The organism is Actinomadura rubrobrunea NBRC 15275, from assembly GCF_001552235.1.
GTDB lineage: Bacteria > Actinomycetota > Actinomycetes > Streptosporangiales > Streptosporangiaceae > Spirillospora > Spirillospora viridilutea.
Window position 1 is genome coordinate 1 of sequence record NZ_BCQU01000011.1, and the last position, 16,416, is coordinate 16,416.

Here is a 16,416-nt window from a genome sequence, read left to right on the forward strand (position 1 = left end):
CGCGGTACGGTCCCCACACAGCACGAGTCGGCCCCGCGCACGCGGGGATGGTCCTGCCAGCAGCAGCCGGACGGGGGCGGCGTTGGTGTCGGCCCCGCGCACGCGGGGACGCTTGTTGGTCTGCTGGTCAACCCTGCTCAAGGACCTGAGGCAGATAGCCTCTGCGACACAGGACTGTCGGGCGCATCCGGGTGATGCGCCGTTGCTCGACAGGTGGGTGGAACAGTGAGCCCGATGCGGCTGGCGACCTGTTTTGTCGGTGGGTTTGGCTAGCTTGGCGGCCGTGGGCGCAGACAGGCTGACGGGGGTTCCCCAAGAAGCGTTCGTCGGAGATGAACCAGTCGGCTTGACGCCGCTGGGCGTGCTGTGGGGTAAGAGCGCGGGCAAGGCCGGTGGGCACACCAACCTGCTGCTGCAGCATCTGCTCGATACCGCCGCTGTAGCCGAGCTGATCTGGGATCACTACTTGGCGACCTGGGTACGCCAAGTGCTCGATGATGTGGCGGGAGACGGAGTGGGGCGCCGGTTCTTCGCCTGGATATGCGGAGTGCATGACTTCGGCAAGGCCTGCCCGGCGTTCCAGCATCTAGATGCTGCTGGTGCCGCGCTTGTCCGCCGCGCAGGACTCGTCTGGGATGAGCGGGTGGTCGCCCGGCATCGCTGGCGGCATGACCGAGCAGGCGGGCTGCTGATCCGTGAGCACCTGGCGGCAGCGCGGTGGTCCGACCTAAATATCGACTGGGTGTGGCCGCTGGTTGCGGGCCACCATGGACTGTTCCCGACGCTCGGCGAAGTCACAAAACCAGATCGTCGTGCGCGGGGCCGACTCAGCGGCAGAACTCCCGGATGGCGGAAGGCTCAAAGCGAGTTGCTGAGCGCTTTCACCACGGCGCTGGGATACGACGATGTCGCAGCCGCCGAGCCCAAGCTGGTCCCCAACCGGGCAGTGCAGTTGCAGCTCAGCGGGTTCGTGGTGATGTCGGACTGGATCGCCAGCGACCAGGCCCATTTCGTCGGTGTGGACTCGTTGGCGCGCGTCAGCATGGACGGTGCGCGGGAGCGCGCTGGGTTGGCATGGAAGCGGCTGGGCCTGCGCGGTGGTTGGGGTGAACTGCCCCCTCCAGGTAGGGACGCCTTTCGGCAGCGCTTCGGAGACGATCCGCGTCAGGCGCAGGCGATGGTGGTGGACATCGCGGCCCGGATGGATGCGCCGGGACTGGTCGTGGTCGAAGCGCCCATGGGGGAGGGCAAGACCAAGGCGGCGCTGCTGGCGGCAGAGGTGCTGGCCGCCCGATGGGGCATGGATGGCGTGTTCGTCGGGATGCCCACCCAGGCAACCTGCGACCCAATGTTCACCGCTGTGCGGTCATGGGTGGAGGCGATCGATCCGTCGCTGGCCTCGCAGGTGGCGTTGCTGCATGGCAAGCGGATGTTCAACAGGCACTGGCGGGACCTGCTTGAGGACGACGATCCCTGTCCAGACGACCGTTTCACCGGGGTCGAGGAGGACGAGTATGGGCTCGAAGACCCCTACGGGGTGGCGTCTGGATCAACAGACCCGCAGACCGTACCGGAGCGCAGGGCTCCCGCGGAGTGGTTTCTCGGAGCCAAGCGCGGACTGCTGAGCCCGTTCGTGGTGGGTACCATCGACCAGCTGCTTTTCGCGGCGACCCGCACCAAGCACGTGATGCTGCGGATGGCGGGCTTGGCAGGCAAAGTTGTCCTGCTGGACGAGGTTCACGCCGCCGACGTCTACATGTCACAGTTCCTGGCCGAAGGGTTGCGGTGGCTGGGCCAGGCTGGCGTGCCGGTGGTACTGCTGTCGGCTACTCTGCCGCCGGCGCAGCGCCGAGAGTTGTTGGCCGCTTACCTGTCAGGCGCGGCTTCGTACGAGGACGTTGACGCCCTCGACGTGGGAATGGTCCCGGAGCCCGACGGATATCCGAGTGTGACGGCCGTGTGGTGGGCCGGATCGGCTGTCGGCCATGCCGTGCAGAGCAGCCGGTCATGGCGCCCGGACCTGCAGGTGGCGGTGGAGGTGCTTCCTGAACGGCCCGGCGGCTCGACCGACGATCCTGATGCGCCGTCTCCCGGTGATGAGCAGGTGGTCGCCCTGCTGCGGGAACGTCTCGCCGACGGGGGATGCGCGCTGGTGATCCGCAACACCGTTGCGCGCGCACAGCGAACATTCGGAGCCTTGCGGACGGTGTTCGGCGACGAAGTCCGCCTGCTGCATGGGCGGCTTTGCGCCACTGACCGCGCAGACCGGACGGAAGAGTGCCTGAGCCTGCTCGGACCGCCCACGTCGGAGGGGCCTGGTCGCCCTCACCGCTTGATCCTGGTGGCAACGCAGATCGCCGAGCAGTCGTTCGACGTCGACGCCGATCTGCTCATCACAGATCTGGCGCCCATGGACCTGATGTTGCAGCGGATCGGCCGGACCCATCGGCACGCGGGCGTACGGCGGCCGGAGCGGGTAAGCGAACCGCGGGTGGTGGTCACCGGTTTCGCTCCAGGTGACGGGGCGCCGCCGTGGTTTCCGCAGGCCGCGACGCGCATCTACGGCCGCTACCTGCTGCTGCGCACGGCGGCCCTGGTCTGCGCGTACGCAGGCGGGAGCTGGTCGGTCCCGGGGCAGGTGCCTCGTCTGGTGGCCGATGTGTACGAGGGCGATCGCCAGGTGGTCCCGGCCAGCTGGGCCGAGGCCGAGCGCGAGGCGCAGGCCGACTGGGTCGCCAGGCAGCGCGCCCGCGCTGAGAGCGCGGAGCCGTTCCTGCTGTCGCGCAGAGGGGAGCACACACGGCCGACGCTGGAGGGCCTGCACCGAGGCAGTACCCGGGACGGGTTGTCGGAGGAGCACCATCGCGCGATGGTGCGGGACGGCGAGCCCGGCATCGAGGTGGTGATGGTCCGCCGCGACGATCACGGCTACCGCACCTTGTCGGGCAGGTGGCTGGGCGTGCACGGGGACGCCTCCCGTGACGTCCTTGACGACGTTCTCGGAGGCACCGTGCGTCTTCCCACGGCACTGACCGAGGAAGCCGAGCGGACTCTGGCGCCGCTGGAGGGATGGCGTGATCACCCGTGGCTGCGCTACAGCCGCGCACTGGTGCTCGACGCCTCGGGCGTGGCGCGAATCGGTGACCACGTCGTTCGCTACGACCGATTGCTGGGGCTGGTAGAGGAGAGTCGTCGCAGGTAAAGGGGGCGGAGAGGCCGTAGCCGCCTCCGCCCCCCTCCCCGCGTGACGCGGGGCCTACATGCGGCTCACACGTGATCGGGAGCCATCCCCGCCGGAGCGGGGCCGCCCTTCCTCCATGGAAGGAAGGCCGGGTCTGGCCACTTTGCCATAACTCCAATAACGATCTTTTTCCTCCATTAAGGTCACATCTCGCTACACGAGATCGATTGAGAGGTCGGCGATGTCCGAGTTCTCCCTGATAACGCAGCCGTGGCTACGGGCGCGGTTGGATGCGCGGGTCGAATTGCTGGGGTTGGCGGACGCCCTCGCACGCGCTGGCGAGATCACGGAAATCGTCGTCGATCTCCCGACCCAGTTTCCGGCGCTGCTGCGGCACGTGCTTCTCCCTGTCGTGGTCGACGCACTGGGAGCACCCGCCGACCGCCGAACATGGGCACGGCGGTTCGACCGAGGAGCCTTCACCGAGGACGAGCTCGAGAAGATCGACGCCTACCTGCACAAATACCGAGAACGCTTCGACCTGTTCCACCCTGAGACACCGTTCGGACAGGTCGCCGACCTGCGCACGGCGAGAGGCGAGACGAAGGGATCGGGGGTACTGATCGCCACGCAGGCGACCGGGAACAACGTGCCCTTGTTCTCCTCGCGCACTGAGGCTGATCCGCCTGCATTGACACCGGGCGAGGCAGCACTGTGGCTGGTACACGCCCACTGCTGGGACACCGCCGCCATAAAGACAGGGGCGGTCGGTGATCCTCAGGTCAAGTCCGGCAAGACGACCGGCAATCCCACCGGGCCACTGGGGCAGCTGGGCGTCGTGCTACCGATCGGCCGGACTCTGTACGAGACGCTGCTGCTCAACACTCCCATCGGCGTCCAAGGACGGCTCGGCGCCCCGCAGTGGACTCGCCACATCGGCCCCCAATGGGAGACGCGAACCGCGCAGGGACTGCTGGATCTGTGGACCTGGCAGTCGCGTCGCATCCGGCTCATCCCCGAGCAGACCGCCGACGGCCCGCGCGTCACCCAAGTCATCCTCGCGGCCGGGGACCGGATCGCTGAGACGCCCGACTGGGAACCGCACACCGCTTGGAAGGCCGCTAACCCCGCCAAGAGGACCGCGAAGCGCACCCCCCTGCGGCCACTGCGACACACTCCCGGCAAAGCGATCTGGCGCGGCATGAACGCCCTGCTGGCTGTGGAGGCCGACGACACCGCCGGCCTCCGGACCAGTGAGCTGCTCGATCAAATCAGCGGCCTGATGGCCGACGAGCTGATCGACGAGCGCTACCCACTGCGCGCCGAGACCTTCGGCATGGTGTACGGAAATCAGTCCGCCATCGTCGAAGACGTCCTGCACGATCTGATTCCCCTGCCGATAGCCGCGCTGCGCGCCGACACCGAGATCCACTCATTCGTTCTGGAAGCTACCGAGCAGGCCGAACAACTCGCCCAGGCCGTCAACCGCCTGTCGGCTGATCTGCGCCGGGCCGTCGGCCTCGACCCGATCCCCTGGGACAAGGGGCAGCGACCCGGCGAGCGACTGCTGCACCTGCTGGATCCGGTGGTCCGACGCCTGCTCCACGGCCTTCGGGGGGTCACCGATCCCCAGGCGCTCGACCGCGCAAGACTGGGCTGGGAACTGACGGCCCGTCGCCTGGCACTGCAGGTCGCTGACTCCGTTCATGCCGCAGTCCCGGAGTCTGTGTTCGCAGGACGCGAGGTCAGGAAACCCGACGGAACGAAAGAAGCCGCCTATCCCTTGGGCGTCGCCGAGGACGCTTTCCGCAGGAGACTCAACCTCATCCTCCCCCGCGCCGCCGAATATCGGCGCCAGAACACTCCCCCATCAACCGGCGAGGAAACTCATGACCAAGCGCTATTGGAGCCGTGTCGCCCCTGACGGCACCTGGCTCACAGACCCGCGCACCGGACTTCCACTCGGCCCTCCGCCGGGCGAAGAATTGGCCGCGTTGCGCGCCGGGCTCGGCCGCTCGGCCGGAGAAGTGCCAAAAATGTGGCGCTTTTACACGTGCCCGATCGACGACGAGCTGGCCAAGCGCGGGGAGGTGTCGGTTGAACAGGAGGCCGAGCACGCGGCGCTAGCGCTGTACGGACTGCACCAGCAGTCCAAGCGCAAGTCGATGCACCACCCGCAAGTGCCACTGGGCAAGGCGCTGTACAAGCTGCGGATCAGTTCGCGATTCAGCACCCAGGCCGTGGACGCGCGCGTCAACGCCGCCGCCACCACGACAAGCCCCACTGCACTGCTGATGCGGCTGCGCGGGCTGATCGACCAGCTCCGCGTCATCGACCAGCCCTTGGACTACGACGGGCTCATGCGGTTGATCCACGACTGGCATTACGAGGAGAGCCGCCGCAGGGCCCGCCGCCGTTGGGCCGTGGAGTACCAGGTCTGGGCAGGTCAAGACGAGGAAAGCCCTGACACCTCCGACAGCCGAGCACCCGGCGACCGAAACGCAGGGTAGCCGCTCATAGACAGGCGCTTCGAGCCGTCTACTCCGGTACCAACTAGCGCTCCACCAAGGAGATCGTCATGCCTGAGCACCAGTACGTCGACTTCCACATCCTGCAGACCGTGCCGCCGGCCAACCTCAACCGCGACGACCAGGGCAATCCGAAGGAGGCCTACTTCGGCGGCGTGAGGCGCTCCCGTGTCTCGTCGCAAGCCTGGAAGCGCGCCACCCGCATCGAGTTCGACCGGCACCTGCCCCAAGTCGAGCGGTCCACGCGAACCAAACAGATCGCCAAGCAGCTGGCCGACCGGCTCGCCGACCGCACCGCTCTCAACGAGGAGCAGGCGCAGCGGCTGGCCAACGCACTGCTGGAGCCCCTGGGCATCAAGGCCGGACGCAAGGACGGCGATACCGCCTACCTGCTGTACTACGGCTACGGCCAGCTCGACCGCATCGTCGGCCTGGTGGCCGACCGCGCCGCGGAACTGGCCGAGCTCCCCGACGACGCGCTCGTCGCCGCTGCCAAGAACTTGAAGATCGCCGACGAGCTGAAGACTGGCCATCCAATGGGAGTCGCGTTGTTCGGCCGCATGGTCGCCGACATCCCCTCCCTGAACGTCGACGCCGCCGCACAGGTCGCCCATGCGCTGTCCACACACCGCGTCGAACTCGAGTCCGACTACTACACCGCGGTCGACGACGCCAACGAACGCGACGAAACCGGCGCCGGGATGATCGGCAACATCGGTTTCAACTCCGCCACCCTCTACCGGTACGCCACCATCGGCGTGCACCAGCTGATCGACAACATCGGGTCCGTCGACGCGGCTCTGGACGCAGTGCAGCGCTTCGGCCGAGCGTTCGCGCTATCCATGCCAACCGGCCACATCAACGCCTTCGCCCACCGCACCCGGCCCAGCCTCGTCGCGGTCGTGGTCCGCGACGACCAGCCGGTCAACCTGGTCTCGGCGTTCGAACGACCTGTTCCGGCCACCGACTCGGGCGTCGCCGCCGCCTCCGCCGACCGGCTCGCCAAAGAGTACCTGCGCTCAGTCAAGCAGTGGGGCGATGAGCCCGTGCACGTGGCCGTGTCCCACGCCTTCGACGAAGACGTGGAGTCCGTCACCCGGGCGTTCGGTCCCAACCGGACCTTCGACCAGACGCTGGAGGGCCTGAACGAGACCCTGACCCAGGCGTGGAAGCAGGGCTGAGGACCACCGCCATGGCACACCGCGATCACCGCGTCCTGCTGCTGCGGCTCGCAGGGCCTCTGCAGTCTTGGGGTGAGCAGAGCCGCTTCAACCGGCGTGAGACCCGGCCTCAACCCACCAAGTCCGGGGTGCTCGGCCTCCTGGCCGCGGCCCAGGGCCGCCGCCGCGAAGACCCTCTGAACGACCTCATCGACCTGGCCATCGGAGTGAGGGTCGACCAGGCAGGGACGCTGCTGCGCGACTATCACACCGTCAGCGACTACCGCGGTCGTCCGCTACCGCAGGCCGCTGTGAACGCCAAAGGCGTACAGAAGCCCACCTCCCCGGTCAAGTACACCCATGTCACTCAGCGGTTCTATTTGCAGGACGCTTTGTTCGTCGTCGGCGTTGCCGGACAGGCCGAGCTTCTGGAGTCTCTCGCCGCCGCCGTCCGGCGCCCCGCTTTCCCGCTGGCGCTCGGACGACGCTCCTGCCCACCGACTCAGCCGATCGTCTTGGGCATACACCCCGGCACACTGAGCGAAGCGCTCACCGAGCAGCCTTGGCAGGCCGGCCCCGCCGTCCGCCGCGACTTCCAACGCCGTCACGGACGTCGCGCCCGCATCGACCTGTCCGTGACCATCGAGACCCCCGACGGCGACGACGTCGTCCACGACGTGCCGCTGTCGTTCGCTCCCCGCGACCGCCGGTACGCCAGCCGACGCGTCACCCACTCCTGGGTCTCGGCACCCACCGGATTCCCCGACCCCGACGCGCCCACCGCCGAGGGCCACGACCCCTTCGCGCTGCTGGGCTGGTGATCGACGATGCCCTACCTGTCACGCGTCCGTATCAACCCACTGCGCAAGCAGTCCCGCGACCTGCTGACCAACCCGCGGGCCATGCACAGCCACGTCTGCGCCGCCGTCCCCGCCGCGCCCGACAACGAACGCCTGCTCTGGCGGCTGGACACCGACAACCCGCACCGCCCCCATCTGATCGCCCTCACCTGGTCCAAACCCGACTGGACCCATCTGGTCGAAGCCGCCGGCTGGCCTTCAGCCGACGGCGACCACTACACCATCGCCGACTACTCCCCACTCCTGGCGCAGCTGGCCATCGGCCGCGAGTTCAACTTCCGGCTGACCGCCAACCCGGTGCAGAACACCTCCCGGCCCATCAAGCCCACCGCCATCCAGATCGCGCAGATGGGCAACGGGCAGCGCAGATCCTTCCGCCTCGGCCACCGCACCGCCGACGCCCAACTCGGCTGGCTGCTGCGCCGGACCGCCAAACACGGCTTCGAAATCCTCCCTGCACGCACCGACCCCGGCCTGCCCGACCTGCCCGCCACCGACACCACACCTGCCCCCGATGTCCGGATCACCCACCGCGAGCGCGTCACCTTCACCAAAGGAAACCGCCGACGGGTCGTCCTGCACACCGCCACCTTCCAGGGCCACCTGCGGGTCACGGACGCCGACCTGCTCACCCGCGCCCTGCTGCACGGCATCGGACCGGCCAAGGCCTACGGCTGCGGCCTGCTCACCCTCGCGCCCCGGAACGGACGCTAATGACCGACATCTGGTGGAAGGCCCACCCGCACGATCTGCACCGCCTCCAGGACCGCGTTTCCAGCGTCTACGTCGAACGCTGCCACGTCGACCGCGACGAGAACGCCGTCGTGGTCATCAACAAACGCGAGACCGTTCGCATCCCCGCCGCCCTAGTCGCGGTGCTGCTACTGGGCCCGGGCACTCGCATCACCCACGGTGCCGTCAACCTCCTCGGTGACTCCGGTACCGCCATTTGCTGGGTCGGCCAGCAAGGCGTCCGCCTGTACGCCTCCGGACTCGGCCCTGCTCGCGGCGCCGGACTGCTGCACCGTCAGGCCTACTTGGTCACCCGTCCTAAGAGCTCGTCTCATTTGGTGAGTCGGCGGTGGCAGATGAGAGCGCAGGCAATGGCGGTGAAGGCCAGGAAGTGCTCGGCCTTGCGTTCGTAGCGGCGGTGCAGACGGCGGCATCCAAGGAGCCAGGCGATGGTGCGTTCGATGGTCCAGCGGTGGCGGCCCAGCCGCTGGGAGGAATCGACGCCTTTGCGGGCCAGGCGGGGGGTGATGCCGCGCGAGCGCAGCCATCGGCGCAGGTGGTCGTAGTCGTAGCCTTTGTCGCCGTGGAGCTTGGCCGCATCGGCGCCGGCGGGGCCCGCGGCGCGAGCGGATCGGCGGGATGCCGCGGACGAGGGGCTGCAGGGCCTGGCTGTCGTGCAGGTTGGCCGGGGAGATCGCGACACTGATCGGCAGACCGGAACTTTCGGTGATCAAGTGGATCTTCGACCCGTTCTTGCCGCGGTCGACAGGATTCGGGCCTGCCGGCTCCCCCCTTTGAGCGCCCGCATGCCGGCCGAGTCGATCGCGCGCCGCGACCAGTCCAGCTCTCCACGCGAGCCCAGTTCGTCCAGGATCAGCCGGTGCAGCCTGGGCCACACCCGCGCCTTGGTCCACTCGGTGAAGCGGCGGTGCGTCGTGGGCCCGGACGGGCCGAACACCGGCGGCAGCTGCCGCCAGGTGCAGCCGGTGGTGGCCACGAAGATGATCGCGGCCAGCACCTCACGGTCGCCGTACCGGCGCCGGCCGCCGCCCTGGGGCCGAGTCGGGGCAGGTGGCACCACCCGCTGGAACAGCTCCCACAACTCGTCTGGAACCAGCCGCTCGACCATCACCACGAGCGACAGAGTACCGATCAAGCCAAATGAGACAAGCTCTAAAGAGCGATTGAACGTCGCTCGTGCCATGTATGCCATGCGCTTTCCCGGTGAGGACGTCTCCACGGCGACGATGCAGCAATTCGCGGCCGCGAAGGCACCCGCATCCGCAAGCTCTACCAGATGCACTCAGAACGCACCGGCGTCCCTTGGAAGCGCCGCCACTACAAGGCCGGAGACCCCTACGCAGTCGGCGACGACCTCAACCGGCTGTTGTCGGCCGCCAACGCTGCTCTCTATGGCATCTGCCACGCCGTCATCGTCGGCCTCGGCGCCAGCCCAGGCCTCGGGTTTGTACACACCGGATCGGCGATCTCCTTCGTCCTGGACATCGCAGACCTGTACAAGGCCGACTACACCATCCCTCTCGCCTTCGACCTGGCAGCGAAAGGACTCACCGAAGAGCGAGACGCCCGAACCGGGCTACGCGACCTCATCGCCGAAAACCGCCTTCTGGGCCGCATCGTGCACGACATCAAAACACTGCTCGCTCCCGACGAGTCAACTCGCATTCCCATCGACGAAGACGTCAACCAACTCTGGGACGAACACTCCGGAGCAGTCGCCGGAGACGTCAACTGGTCCGGCACCGAAGACCTTGTCCAACCCGGCATGGGGGACCAACACATTGCCATCATCGGCCCCGAATTCGACCCGCCCGCGGGCGATCCCCCTCACACGCCATGACAACCGTCATAGTTCTCATCGCAGCCCCGGAAGGACTCCGCGGCCACCTCACCCGCTGGATGGTCGAAGTACACGCCGGAGTGTTCGTTGGCAACCCCAGCCGCCGCATACGCGACCGCCTCTGGGAACTACTGGCCATGCGCATTGGCGACGGCCAAGTCATCCTCGTAGAACCCGCAACTAACGAACAGGGCTGGGCCGTCCGTACCGCTGGCAAAGATCGCTGACGCCCCACCGACTTCAACGGCCTCATCCTGTCCGCCCGCCGCCGAACCCAAGCGAATGAAAACCCGCCACTTCCGAGGTAAATACGCAGGTCAAACAAGTGTCGGCCCCGCGCACGCGGGGATGCTCCTGGCCAGCTTGCCGTACAGTGGCGAGAGGCTCGGTCGGCCCGCGCACGCGGGGATGCTCCCCTCACGATGGTGACCCGGTCGCCGGCGCCGGAGCTGGCCCAGCACAGGCGGGAAACTCCCCGTCCCCACCGGCCGGTCTTCGTCAATCAATTCGCCTCTGTACAGACGCGGAGACTTCTCTAGGTCTCGCGGCGACAGCTCCCTTCCCATGGCTCCCGCACGCAGACGCATTTCCGCACCAGGGCGTTTCGGGGAAGCCCGCGGACTGAGTCAGCTCCCACGCGCGCGTAGATGTTCCATACAAGTGCACGCTACTGCACGCGTATTCGCACGTCGGCCTGGCGTACGCAGGGATGGTTCTTGATCTACCTGGATTGGCTGGCCGAGGGCGTCCGTCCGCCCCGGGCACGCGGAGATGCCCCCGCCTGCACACCGGCAGTGCCACCTGATCGCGTCGGCCCCGCACGCGCGGGGATGCGTCCTTGCCCGCGACCGGCCGATCTTCCGTCGGCAGTCGCCTCCGTACAGACACGGAGGCTCCTCTAGAGTTCAGCGGCGACCAGCTCCGCGCCCCGTTGACCCCGCGCACGCGGGGATGCTCCCACCGCGTCTTGCAGGTAGCACTGCTGTGTGACGTCGGCCCCGCGGATGCGGGGATAACCGCAGAGTGAGCGGCCCTGCGCCGCCTTCCCTGATGGCGGCCACGCGCAAGCGGTGATGGTTTCACCGCGTCTTATGGCCAGGTGTGCTGTTCGGGGACGTTGGTGACAGGCGACATGCCTTGGGCGGTTCTTGAACGGCAAGAGGGCCTTCTGGTTTCGGTGTGGATTGCGACTTCTGCACCGACGTCCAGGAGGCCCTCGTGTCCCACCACAGGCGCCCCGTTGACCCCGACCGGACGCCTGCGCCCGGCCCGGTTGTCGTGGACGACGGTCAACCGTTGCAGATCGCTTCGGCGTCCGCCATGCCACAGCCGCGCGTTGGGCCGCCCGCTACCGGCACCTCGGCCAGGCTGGCATGCACGACCGCCCCCGGCCGACCGCATCACAGCCCCAGACGGACGCCACCGCACATCGATGCCCTGGTGCTCGCCCTGTGCCGGGCGTATCGCGTCGGTCCAGCCGACTCGTCCATGCACACTGGCCGCCCGCACCGGCGTCGCGCCGTCCACCGCGCACCGCATCCTGGCCCGCCACAGGTGTGGCGCCCCTGGCGGCGTGCGACCGGGCCACCGGCGAACCCGTCCGCCGCTACGAACGCTCCCGCCCCGGCAAGCTGGTCCACATCGATGTGAAGGCTCGGCCGCACCCCCGGACGGCGGCAGACACAGGGCCCCTGGGGCGTGCTCCGGGGGCCGCGCCAACCGCACTGGCACGGGCTACCTCATTCTGCACATCGCGCTGGACGATCCCCTGGCCTACACCGGAGATCCCTGGCCGATGAGACCGCGGCCACCCGCGCCGCGTTCCCGGTCCGTGCCGCGGCCTGGTTCGCCGCTCGCGGCATTGCCATACGGCGTGTGCTGACCGACAACGCCTGGGCCCACACCAGGACCACTTGCGCACCAACTGCGCAACGCTGGGCATCAGCCCGCGCTGGAACCGGCCCTGACGGCCCCAGACCAGCGACAAGGCCGAACGCTCCCACCGCACCCTGCTCGAAGAATGGGCCCACCACCGGCCTACGCCTGCGATGCCGAACGACAGGCCGCCTCCGGCGACCGGCTCGGCTGGTACAACCACCACCGACCCCACACCGGCATCGCGGGCCAAACTCCAGCCGCGCGCGTCACCAACCTGTCCGAACAGGACACCTCAGCTCCCGAAGAGTCAACTCGCATTCCCATTGACGAAGGCGTCAACCAACTCTGGGACGAACACCCCGGAGAGTTTCCGGAGGTGTCAACTGGTCCGGCAGCGAAGAGCTCGTCCAGCCCGGCATGGGCAACTAAAACATCGCCGTCATGAACAGGCGACGTTCAGGGCGAGGGCCGAGTGGTCGGTGAGGCCTAGTTCTCGTGGCTGATGAAGGTAGTCGCAGGCCAGAATCCGCGCCCGACGGGAGGTGGCGACGAACGCATGGTCGATGCGATACCCAAGGCCTGATCGGCCGTACCAGGAATGTTCGACGGCCCGTGGGTGCAGGTGACGGAATGCGTCAGTGAGGCCGGCGAGGGCGAAGGAGCGGTAAAAGTCATACTCCCAGTCGCCGAAGACGCTGTGATGCGGAATGTGACCAGGCTCGACGACATTGAGGTCTCCCGCAACGATCAACAGGCCGGTGCCGTCGGAGACCAGTGCGGGGAGGGCTGCAGAGACCGCCGCCTGGAATGCGCGCTTGTCTTCGTTGCGGCGTTGTCGTGGCCCTCGTGAGGGAACGTACAACCCCAGCAAGGTGACGGGGCAGTCGCCGATCTCTAGGGACGCACAAGGAGCGCGATGCGGGAGGACCGTGACGCCACTGTGCACTGGAGTCAGTGCGGCACTACGGGAGGCCAGCACGGCTCGGTAGTCACGGTCTGGGGCCTTAGGGACGAGCACTGAAGCGTAGCCGTGGTCGGTCAGGGCCGCGATGAGCGCGTGGCTGCCGGGCCCGGCCCCGACCTCGGTGATGACCAGCAGGTCGGCGGCCGGTTGGTCGGCCAGCCAGGCCGCTTGACGGCGAGCGCGTGCGGGCGAGGCGTGTTGTGTGTTGAACACGAGGACTCGCGCGGCGGTGGCGGACGCCTTGTGCCGAGGTGTGCGGGCGATGAGGGCGAGTTGGTCAGCTGACATGAGCGTGGGTTCTGCTCGTCGTCGAGGACGACCTCACCGAGGCCGTCCAAGCGCCAGTGGAGCCACGAAGCGGATGCCGGCCCTGGCCGACGGACGAATCCGCCGTCCACGTCATCACGCCTGGTGATCCCCGGCGACTGCGAACGGTCTTGGCGGGACAACCGAACGTTACGGCGTTTGGCGGGGCCGCGGCGAGCGTTTCGAAGGTGATCGGCACCTGTCCCTGGCCGGGGGTGTGTGCGATCGCTGCGTTGTATGGTGGCGCGAGCTCTATCTGCGTAGAAGCGGCCGGTTGGTGCCGTGTGTTGGCGTGGCGGGTGCGGAGCGGATGCAGCACCTTGCTGCGCACGAATGAGCGGAGGACGGCTGGACGTGGGGAGCTGCCTCCCCCCGGCGGGGCTCTTGGGTGAGGTAGGGCGTTGCTGGCCTCTGCGGTGTGAAAGACCACCCGCGTACGATCTCGGCAGGTGAAGGCACTTTAGGTTAGCCTTGCCTCATTTGATCGTGCCTTCGGAACGCGGAGGGGCTGTGAACGCGACTCGGACTGGGGTGGAGGTCGCCGCGGGGCGGTCCGCCGCGGAGGCGTTGGAGCCGTTGGCGCGTCGGCTGCGCGCCGCCGCGGACGGCGGGCTCACGCTGGGGATGGCGCCCGACCTGGGCGTCGTCGGCGACGGCTGGATGACCGTGACCGAGTTGGCGACTCCGCCGTACGAACGGCTGTCCGAGATGGTGGCGGCCGTCCAGCACCAGTGGGAGGCGCCGCCGCACGTGGCCGCCGCGTTGTGGTGGAAGGGCGCGTCGTACTGGACGTCGCTGCCGGTCGCGGTCGGTTGGCTTCTGAACCGGCGCGTGCCCCTGCTCACGGCCGACACCGCGCTCCTGCGCAGGTCCGAGCTGACCATGGTGGAGGTGGCGGCGCGGGAGCTTCGGGTCGCCAGCGGTGACGACCTCGGCGAGGTCATCGGCGACACGTTGCTGCGTGGTGTGCATGCGCCGCTGATCGACGCGTTGCACGCGCTGACTCGGGTGGGACGCCGCGGCCTGTGGGGGTCGGTGGCGGAGGCTTTGACTTATCCGATCGTCTCGTTCGGGCAGGAGCTTGGGACGGACGGTTCGGCGGAGGCCGCGGGCGCGCTGCTGCGGTCGATCGGGGCTCCGGTGGACGGGCTGATGGATCTGCCCGCCATGCGGCGCCGTACGTGCTGCCTTTGGGTGACGCTGGGCAAGGACCCCTGCCCTTCCTGTTGTGTCACGGTGAAGGAGCGCTACGCCCATGCGCGGGGGTGAGGTCCTGCGGAGCGCGCTCGTCGGGCAGTGGCGGTGCGCGGCGGTCGGGGCCGTGCTGGCGACCGGGCATCAGGCGGGCGAGGCGCTCGTGCCGGTGCTGATCGGCGTGGTGATCGACGAGGCGATCACGCCGGGTGACGGGCGGGCGCTCCTCGTGTGGATCGCGGTGCTGGCCGCGGCGTTCGCGGGGCTGTCGTACAGCTACCGGTTCAGTTTTCGGCTTGCCGAGCGGGCGTCCGAGCAGGCCGCGCACGAGTTGCGGCTGCGCATCACCCGCCGGACGTTGGACCCGCGCGGCGGTGCGGAGGCGGGGCGGCTGCCGGGGGAACTGGTGAACATCGCCACCGGCGACGCCAAGCGGGTCGGCGCCGTGCACGTGGCGGTGACGGCGGGGATCGCGGCGCTGGCCGGGTTGGTGTTCGGCGGTGTGGCGCTGCTGCGGGTCTCGGTGCCGTTGGGGCTGCTGGTGCTGCTCGGTGTGCCGCCGCTGCTCGGGTTGGCGCATCTGCTGGGGAAGCCGCTGGAGCGGCGCAGCGCCGCCGAGCAGGAGCGCGCCGCGCACGCCTCGGGCGTGGCCGCCGATCTGATCGCAGGGCTGCGGGTGCTCAAGGGCATCCGCGCCGAGCGGGCGGCGGTGGACCGGTACCGGCGTACCAGCCGGGAGTCGTTGGCGGCGACCGTGCGGGCGGCGCGTGCGCAGGCGTGGCATGACGGCGGCATGCTGACGTTGACGGGCGTGTTCATCGCCGTGGTCGCGCTGGTGGGCGGACGGCTGGCGGTGTCGGGGGACATCACGGTCGGGCAGCTGGTGACCGCGGTGGGTTTGGCGCAGTTCCTGCTGACGCCGTTGTCGATTCTGTCGTGGGCCAACGGGGAGTTGGCGCAGGGACGGGCGTCGGCGGCGCGCATCGCGTCGGTGTTGGGGGCTCCGCCTGCGGTGGAGCGGGGTGACGGGGTGCTTCCGGAGCCGGTGCGGGGCGCTGTGCGGCTGCGTGGGGTGTCGTGCGGCGACGGCGTGCTGCGGGGGTTGGATCTGGACGTCGCGCCCGGCGAGATGGTCGGCGTCGTGACCACGGATCCGAGGGCGGCGACGTGGCTGCTGCGTCTGCTCGGCCGTTCCGCCGATCCGGACTCGGGCGCGGTCGAGGTGGACGGGGTGCCGCTGGCGACGCTGGACCCGGCGGAGGTCCGCCGCGCCGTCGTGGTCGCCGAGCACGACGCGGACCTGTTCGAGGGCAGTCTCCTAGAGAATGTCGCGGCCGCGGCCGGCGACGGCGGCGGGGTGCGGGGGGCGATGGTCGCGGCGGCGGCCGACGAGGTCGCCGCGAACCTGCCGCAGGGTGCCGCGACGCTGCTGGCCGAGCGCGGGCGGTCGTTGTCGGGCGGGCAGCGGCAGCGAGTGGCGCTGGCCCGGGCGCTCGCCGCCGACGCGCCCGTGCTGGTGCTGCACGATCCGACCACCGCCGTGGACGCGGTGACGGAGGAGCGGATCGCGCAGGGCCTGCGTGAGGTGCGTCGAGGCCGGACGACGATCGTGGTGGCGACCAGTCCGGCGCTGCTGGCCGCCGCGGACCGGGTGGTGGTCCTGGACGGCGGTGCGGTCGTCGCCGAGGGCTCCCACGCCGACCTCATCCATGAGCATCCGGCGTATCGCGCGGCCGTTCTGTACTGAGGAGG

General features: G+C 68.8%; 12 protein-coding genes and 2 pseudogenes. 12 read left to right on the plus strand and 2 right to left on the minus strand.

The features are described 5' to 3' along the window. Window positions 1-283: 283 nt before the first annotated feature. The 7 genes from cas3 (at window position 284) to AR3_RS05155 (ending at window position 8,874) form a co-directional block, all read left to right on the plus strand. Window positions 284-3,202 (plus strand): CRISPR-associated helicase Cas3', encoded by a 2,919-nt coding sequence (gene cas3 / locus AR3_RS05125; protein WP_217998454.1) that lies wholly within the window; start codon window positions 284-286, stop codon window positions 3,200-3,202. Window positions 3,203-3,422: 220 nt separating this feature from the next. Then, a complete protein-coding gene (gene casA / locus AR3_RS05130) occupies window positions 3,423-5,105 on the plus strand; it encodes a type I-E CRISPR-associated protein Cse1/CasA (protein WP_083950958.1) in 1,683 nt (560 codons plus the stop codon). Beyond that, on the plus strand, window positions 5,071-5,691 hold the full coding sequence (casB, locus tag AR3_RS05135; protein WP_067909203.1) for a type I-E CRISPR-associated protein Cse2/CasB: 621 nt from the start codon (window positions 5,071-5,073) through the stop codon (window positions 5,689-5,691). The genes casA and casB overlap by 35 nt, the downstream gene beginning before the upstream one ends. A gap of 68 nt (window positions 5,692-5,759) precedes the next feature. Then, complete coding sequence (cas7e, locus tag AR3_RS05140; RefSeq protein WP_067909206.1) at window positions 5,760-6,890, plus strand: type I-E CRISPR-associated protein Cas7/Cse4/CasC; 1,131 nt, start codon at window positions 5,760-5,762, stop codon at window positions 6,888-6,890. A gap of 11 nt (window positions 6,891-6,901) precedes the next feature. Beyond that, window positions 6,902-7,690, plus strand: coding sequence for a type I-E CRISPR-associated protein Cas5/CasD (cas5e, locus tag AR3_RS05145; RefSeq protein WP_067909334.1), 789 nt, complete (start codon window positions 6,902-6,904; stop codon window positions 7,688-7,690). Window positions 7,691-7,696: 6 nt separating this feature from the next. Continuing rightward, window positions 7,697-8,443 (plus strand): type I-E CRISPR-associated protein Cas6/Cse3/CasE, encoded by a 747-nt coding sequence (cas6e, locus tag AR3_RS05150; RefSeq protein ID WP_067909210.1) that lies wholly within the window; start codon window positions 7,697-7,699, stop codon window positions 8,441-8,443. Continuing rightward, window positions 8,443-8,874: a CRISPR-associated endonuclease Cas1 gene (locus AR3_RS05155; protein WP_217998462.1), complete on the plus strand. Its 432-nt coding sequence runs from the start codon at window positions 8,443-8,445 to the stop codon at window positions 8,872-8,874. The genes cas6e and AR3_RS05155 overlap by 1 nt, the downstream gene beginning before the upstream one ends. Here AR3_RS05155 and AR3_RS30290 read toward each other — a convergent pair. Then, window positions 8,793-9,590 (minus strand): annotated as a pseudogene (locus AR3_RS30290) (IS5 family transposase). The gene AR3_RS05155 and the pseudogene AR3_RS30290 sit on opposite strands and share 82 nt — an antisense overlap. A 126-nt stretch (window positions 9,591-9,716) precedes the next feature. Here AR3_RS30290 and AR3_RS05165 point away from each other — a divergent pair. From AR3_RS05165 to AR3_RS31000, 3 genes and pseudogenes are all read left to right on the plus strand, one after another. Then, complete coding sequence (locus AR3_RS05165) at window positions 9,717-10,322, plus strand: CRISPR-associated endonuclease Cas1 (RefSeq protein WP_217998459.1); 606 nt, start codon at window positions 9,717-9,719, stop codon at window positions 10,320-10,322. Beyond that, window positions 10,319-10,549, plus strand: a complete 231-nt coding sequence (gene cas2e / locus AR3_RS29340) for a type I-E CRISPR-associated endoribonuclease Cas2e (protein ID WP_083950959.1) — start codon at window positions 10,319-10,321, stop codon at window positions 10,547-10,549. The genes AR3_RS05165 and cas2e overlap by 4 nt, the downstream gene beginning before the upstream one ends. 956 nt (window positions 10,550-11,505) lie before the next feature. Then, window positions 11,506-12,492 (plus strand): annotated as a pseudogene (locus AR3_RS31000) (IS481 family transposase); the annotation flags it as partial. Window positions 12,493-12,639: 147 nt separating this feature from the next. Here the strand turns inward: AR3_RS31000 and AR3_RS29350 are convergent. Continuing rightward, on the minus strand, window positions 12,640-13,452 hold the full coding sequence (locus AR3_RS29350) for an endonuclease/exonuclease/phosphatase family protein (protein WP_083950960.1): 813 nt from the start codon (window positions 13,450-13,452) through the stop codon (window positions 12,640-12,642). A 528-nt stretch (window positions 13,453-13,980) separates the two neighbouring features. On the opposite strand from AR3_RS29350, the gene AR3_RS05175 reads away from it, so the two are divergent. Beyond that, window positions 13,981-14,739 (plus strand): hypothetical protein, encoded by a 759-nt coding sequence (locus AR3_RS05175; RefSeq protein WP_146150356.1) that lies wholly within the window; start codon window positions 13,981-13,983, stop codon window positions 14,737-14,739. Then, complete coding sequence (locus tag AR3_RS32545; protein WP_067909218.1) at window positions 14,726-16,411, plus strand: ABC transporter ATP-binding protein; 1,686 nt, start codon at window positions 14,726-14,728, stop codon at window positions 16,409-16,411. Before AR3_RS05175 ends, AR3_RS32545 begins: the two co-directional genes overlap by 14 nt. Window positions 16,412-16,416 lie beyond the last annotated feature (5 nt).

What these genes read in the sequence shown, in the direction of transcription:
- casA (WP_083950958.1), top strand. Translation starts at nt 3,423, where the DNA reads ATGTCCGAGTTCTCCCTGATAACGCAGCCGTGGCTACGGGCGCGGTTG.
- casB (WP_067909203.1), top strand. Translation starts at nt 5,071, where the DNA reads ATGACCAAGCGCTATTGGAGCCGTGTCGCCCCTGACGGCACCTGGCTC.
- cas7e (WP_067909206.1), top strand. Translation starts at nt 5,760, where the DNA reads ATGCCTGAGCACCAGTACGTCGACTTCCACATCCTGCAGACCGTGCCG.
- cas5e (WP_067909334.1), top strand. Translation starts at nt 6,902, where the DNA reads ATGGCACACCGCGATCACCGCGTCCTGCTGCTGCGGCTCGCAGGGCCT.
- cas6e (WP_067909210.1), top strand. Translation starts at nt 7,697, where the DNA reads ATGCCCTACCTGTCACGCGTCCGTATCAACCCACTGCGCAAGCAGTCC.
- AR3_RS05155 (WP_217998462.1), top strand. Translation starts at nt 8,443, where the DNA reads ATGACCGACATCTGGTGGAAGGCCCACCCGCACGATCTGCACCGCCTC.
- cas2e (WP_083950959.1), top strand. Translation starts at nt 10,319, where the DNA reads ATGACAACCGTCATAGTTCTCATCGCAGCCCCGGAAGGACTCCGCGGC.
- AR3_RS29350 (WP_083950960.1), bottom strand. Translation starts at nt 13,452, where the DNA reads ATGTCAGCTGACCAACTCGCCCTCATCGCCCGCACACCTCGGCACAAG.
- AR3_RS32545 (WP_067909218.1), top strand. Translation starts at nt 14,726, where the DNA reads ATGCGCGGGGGTGAGGTCCTGCGGAGCGCGCTCGTCGGGCAGTGGCGG.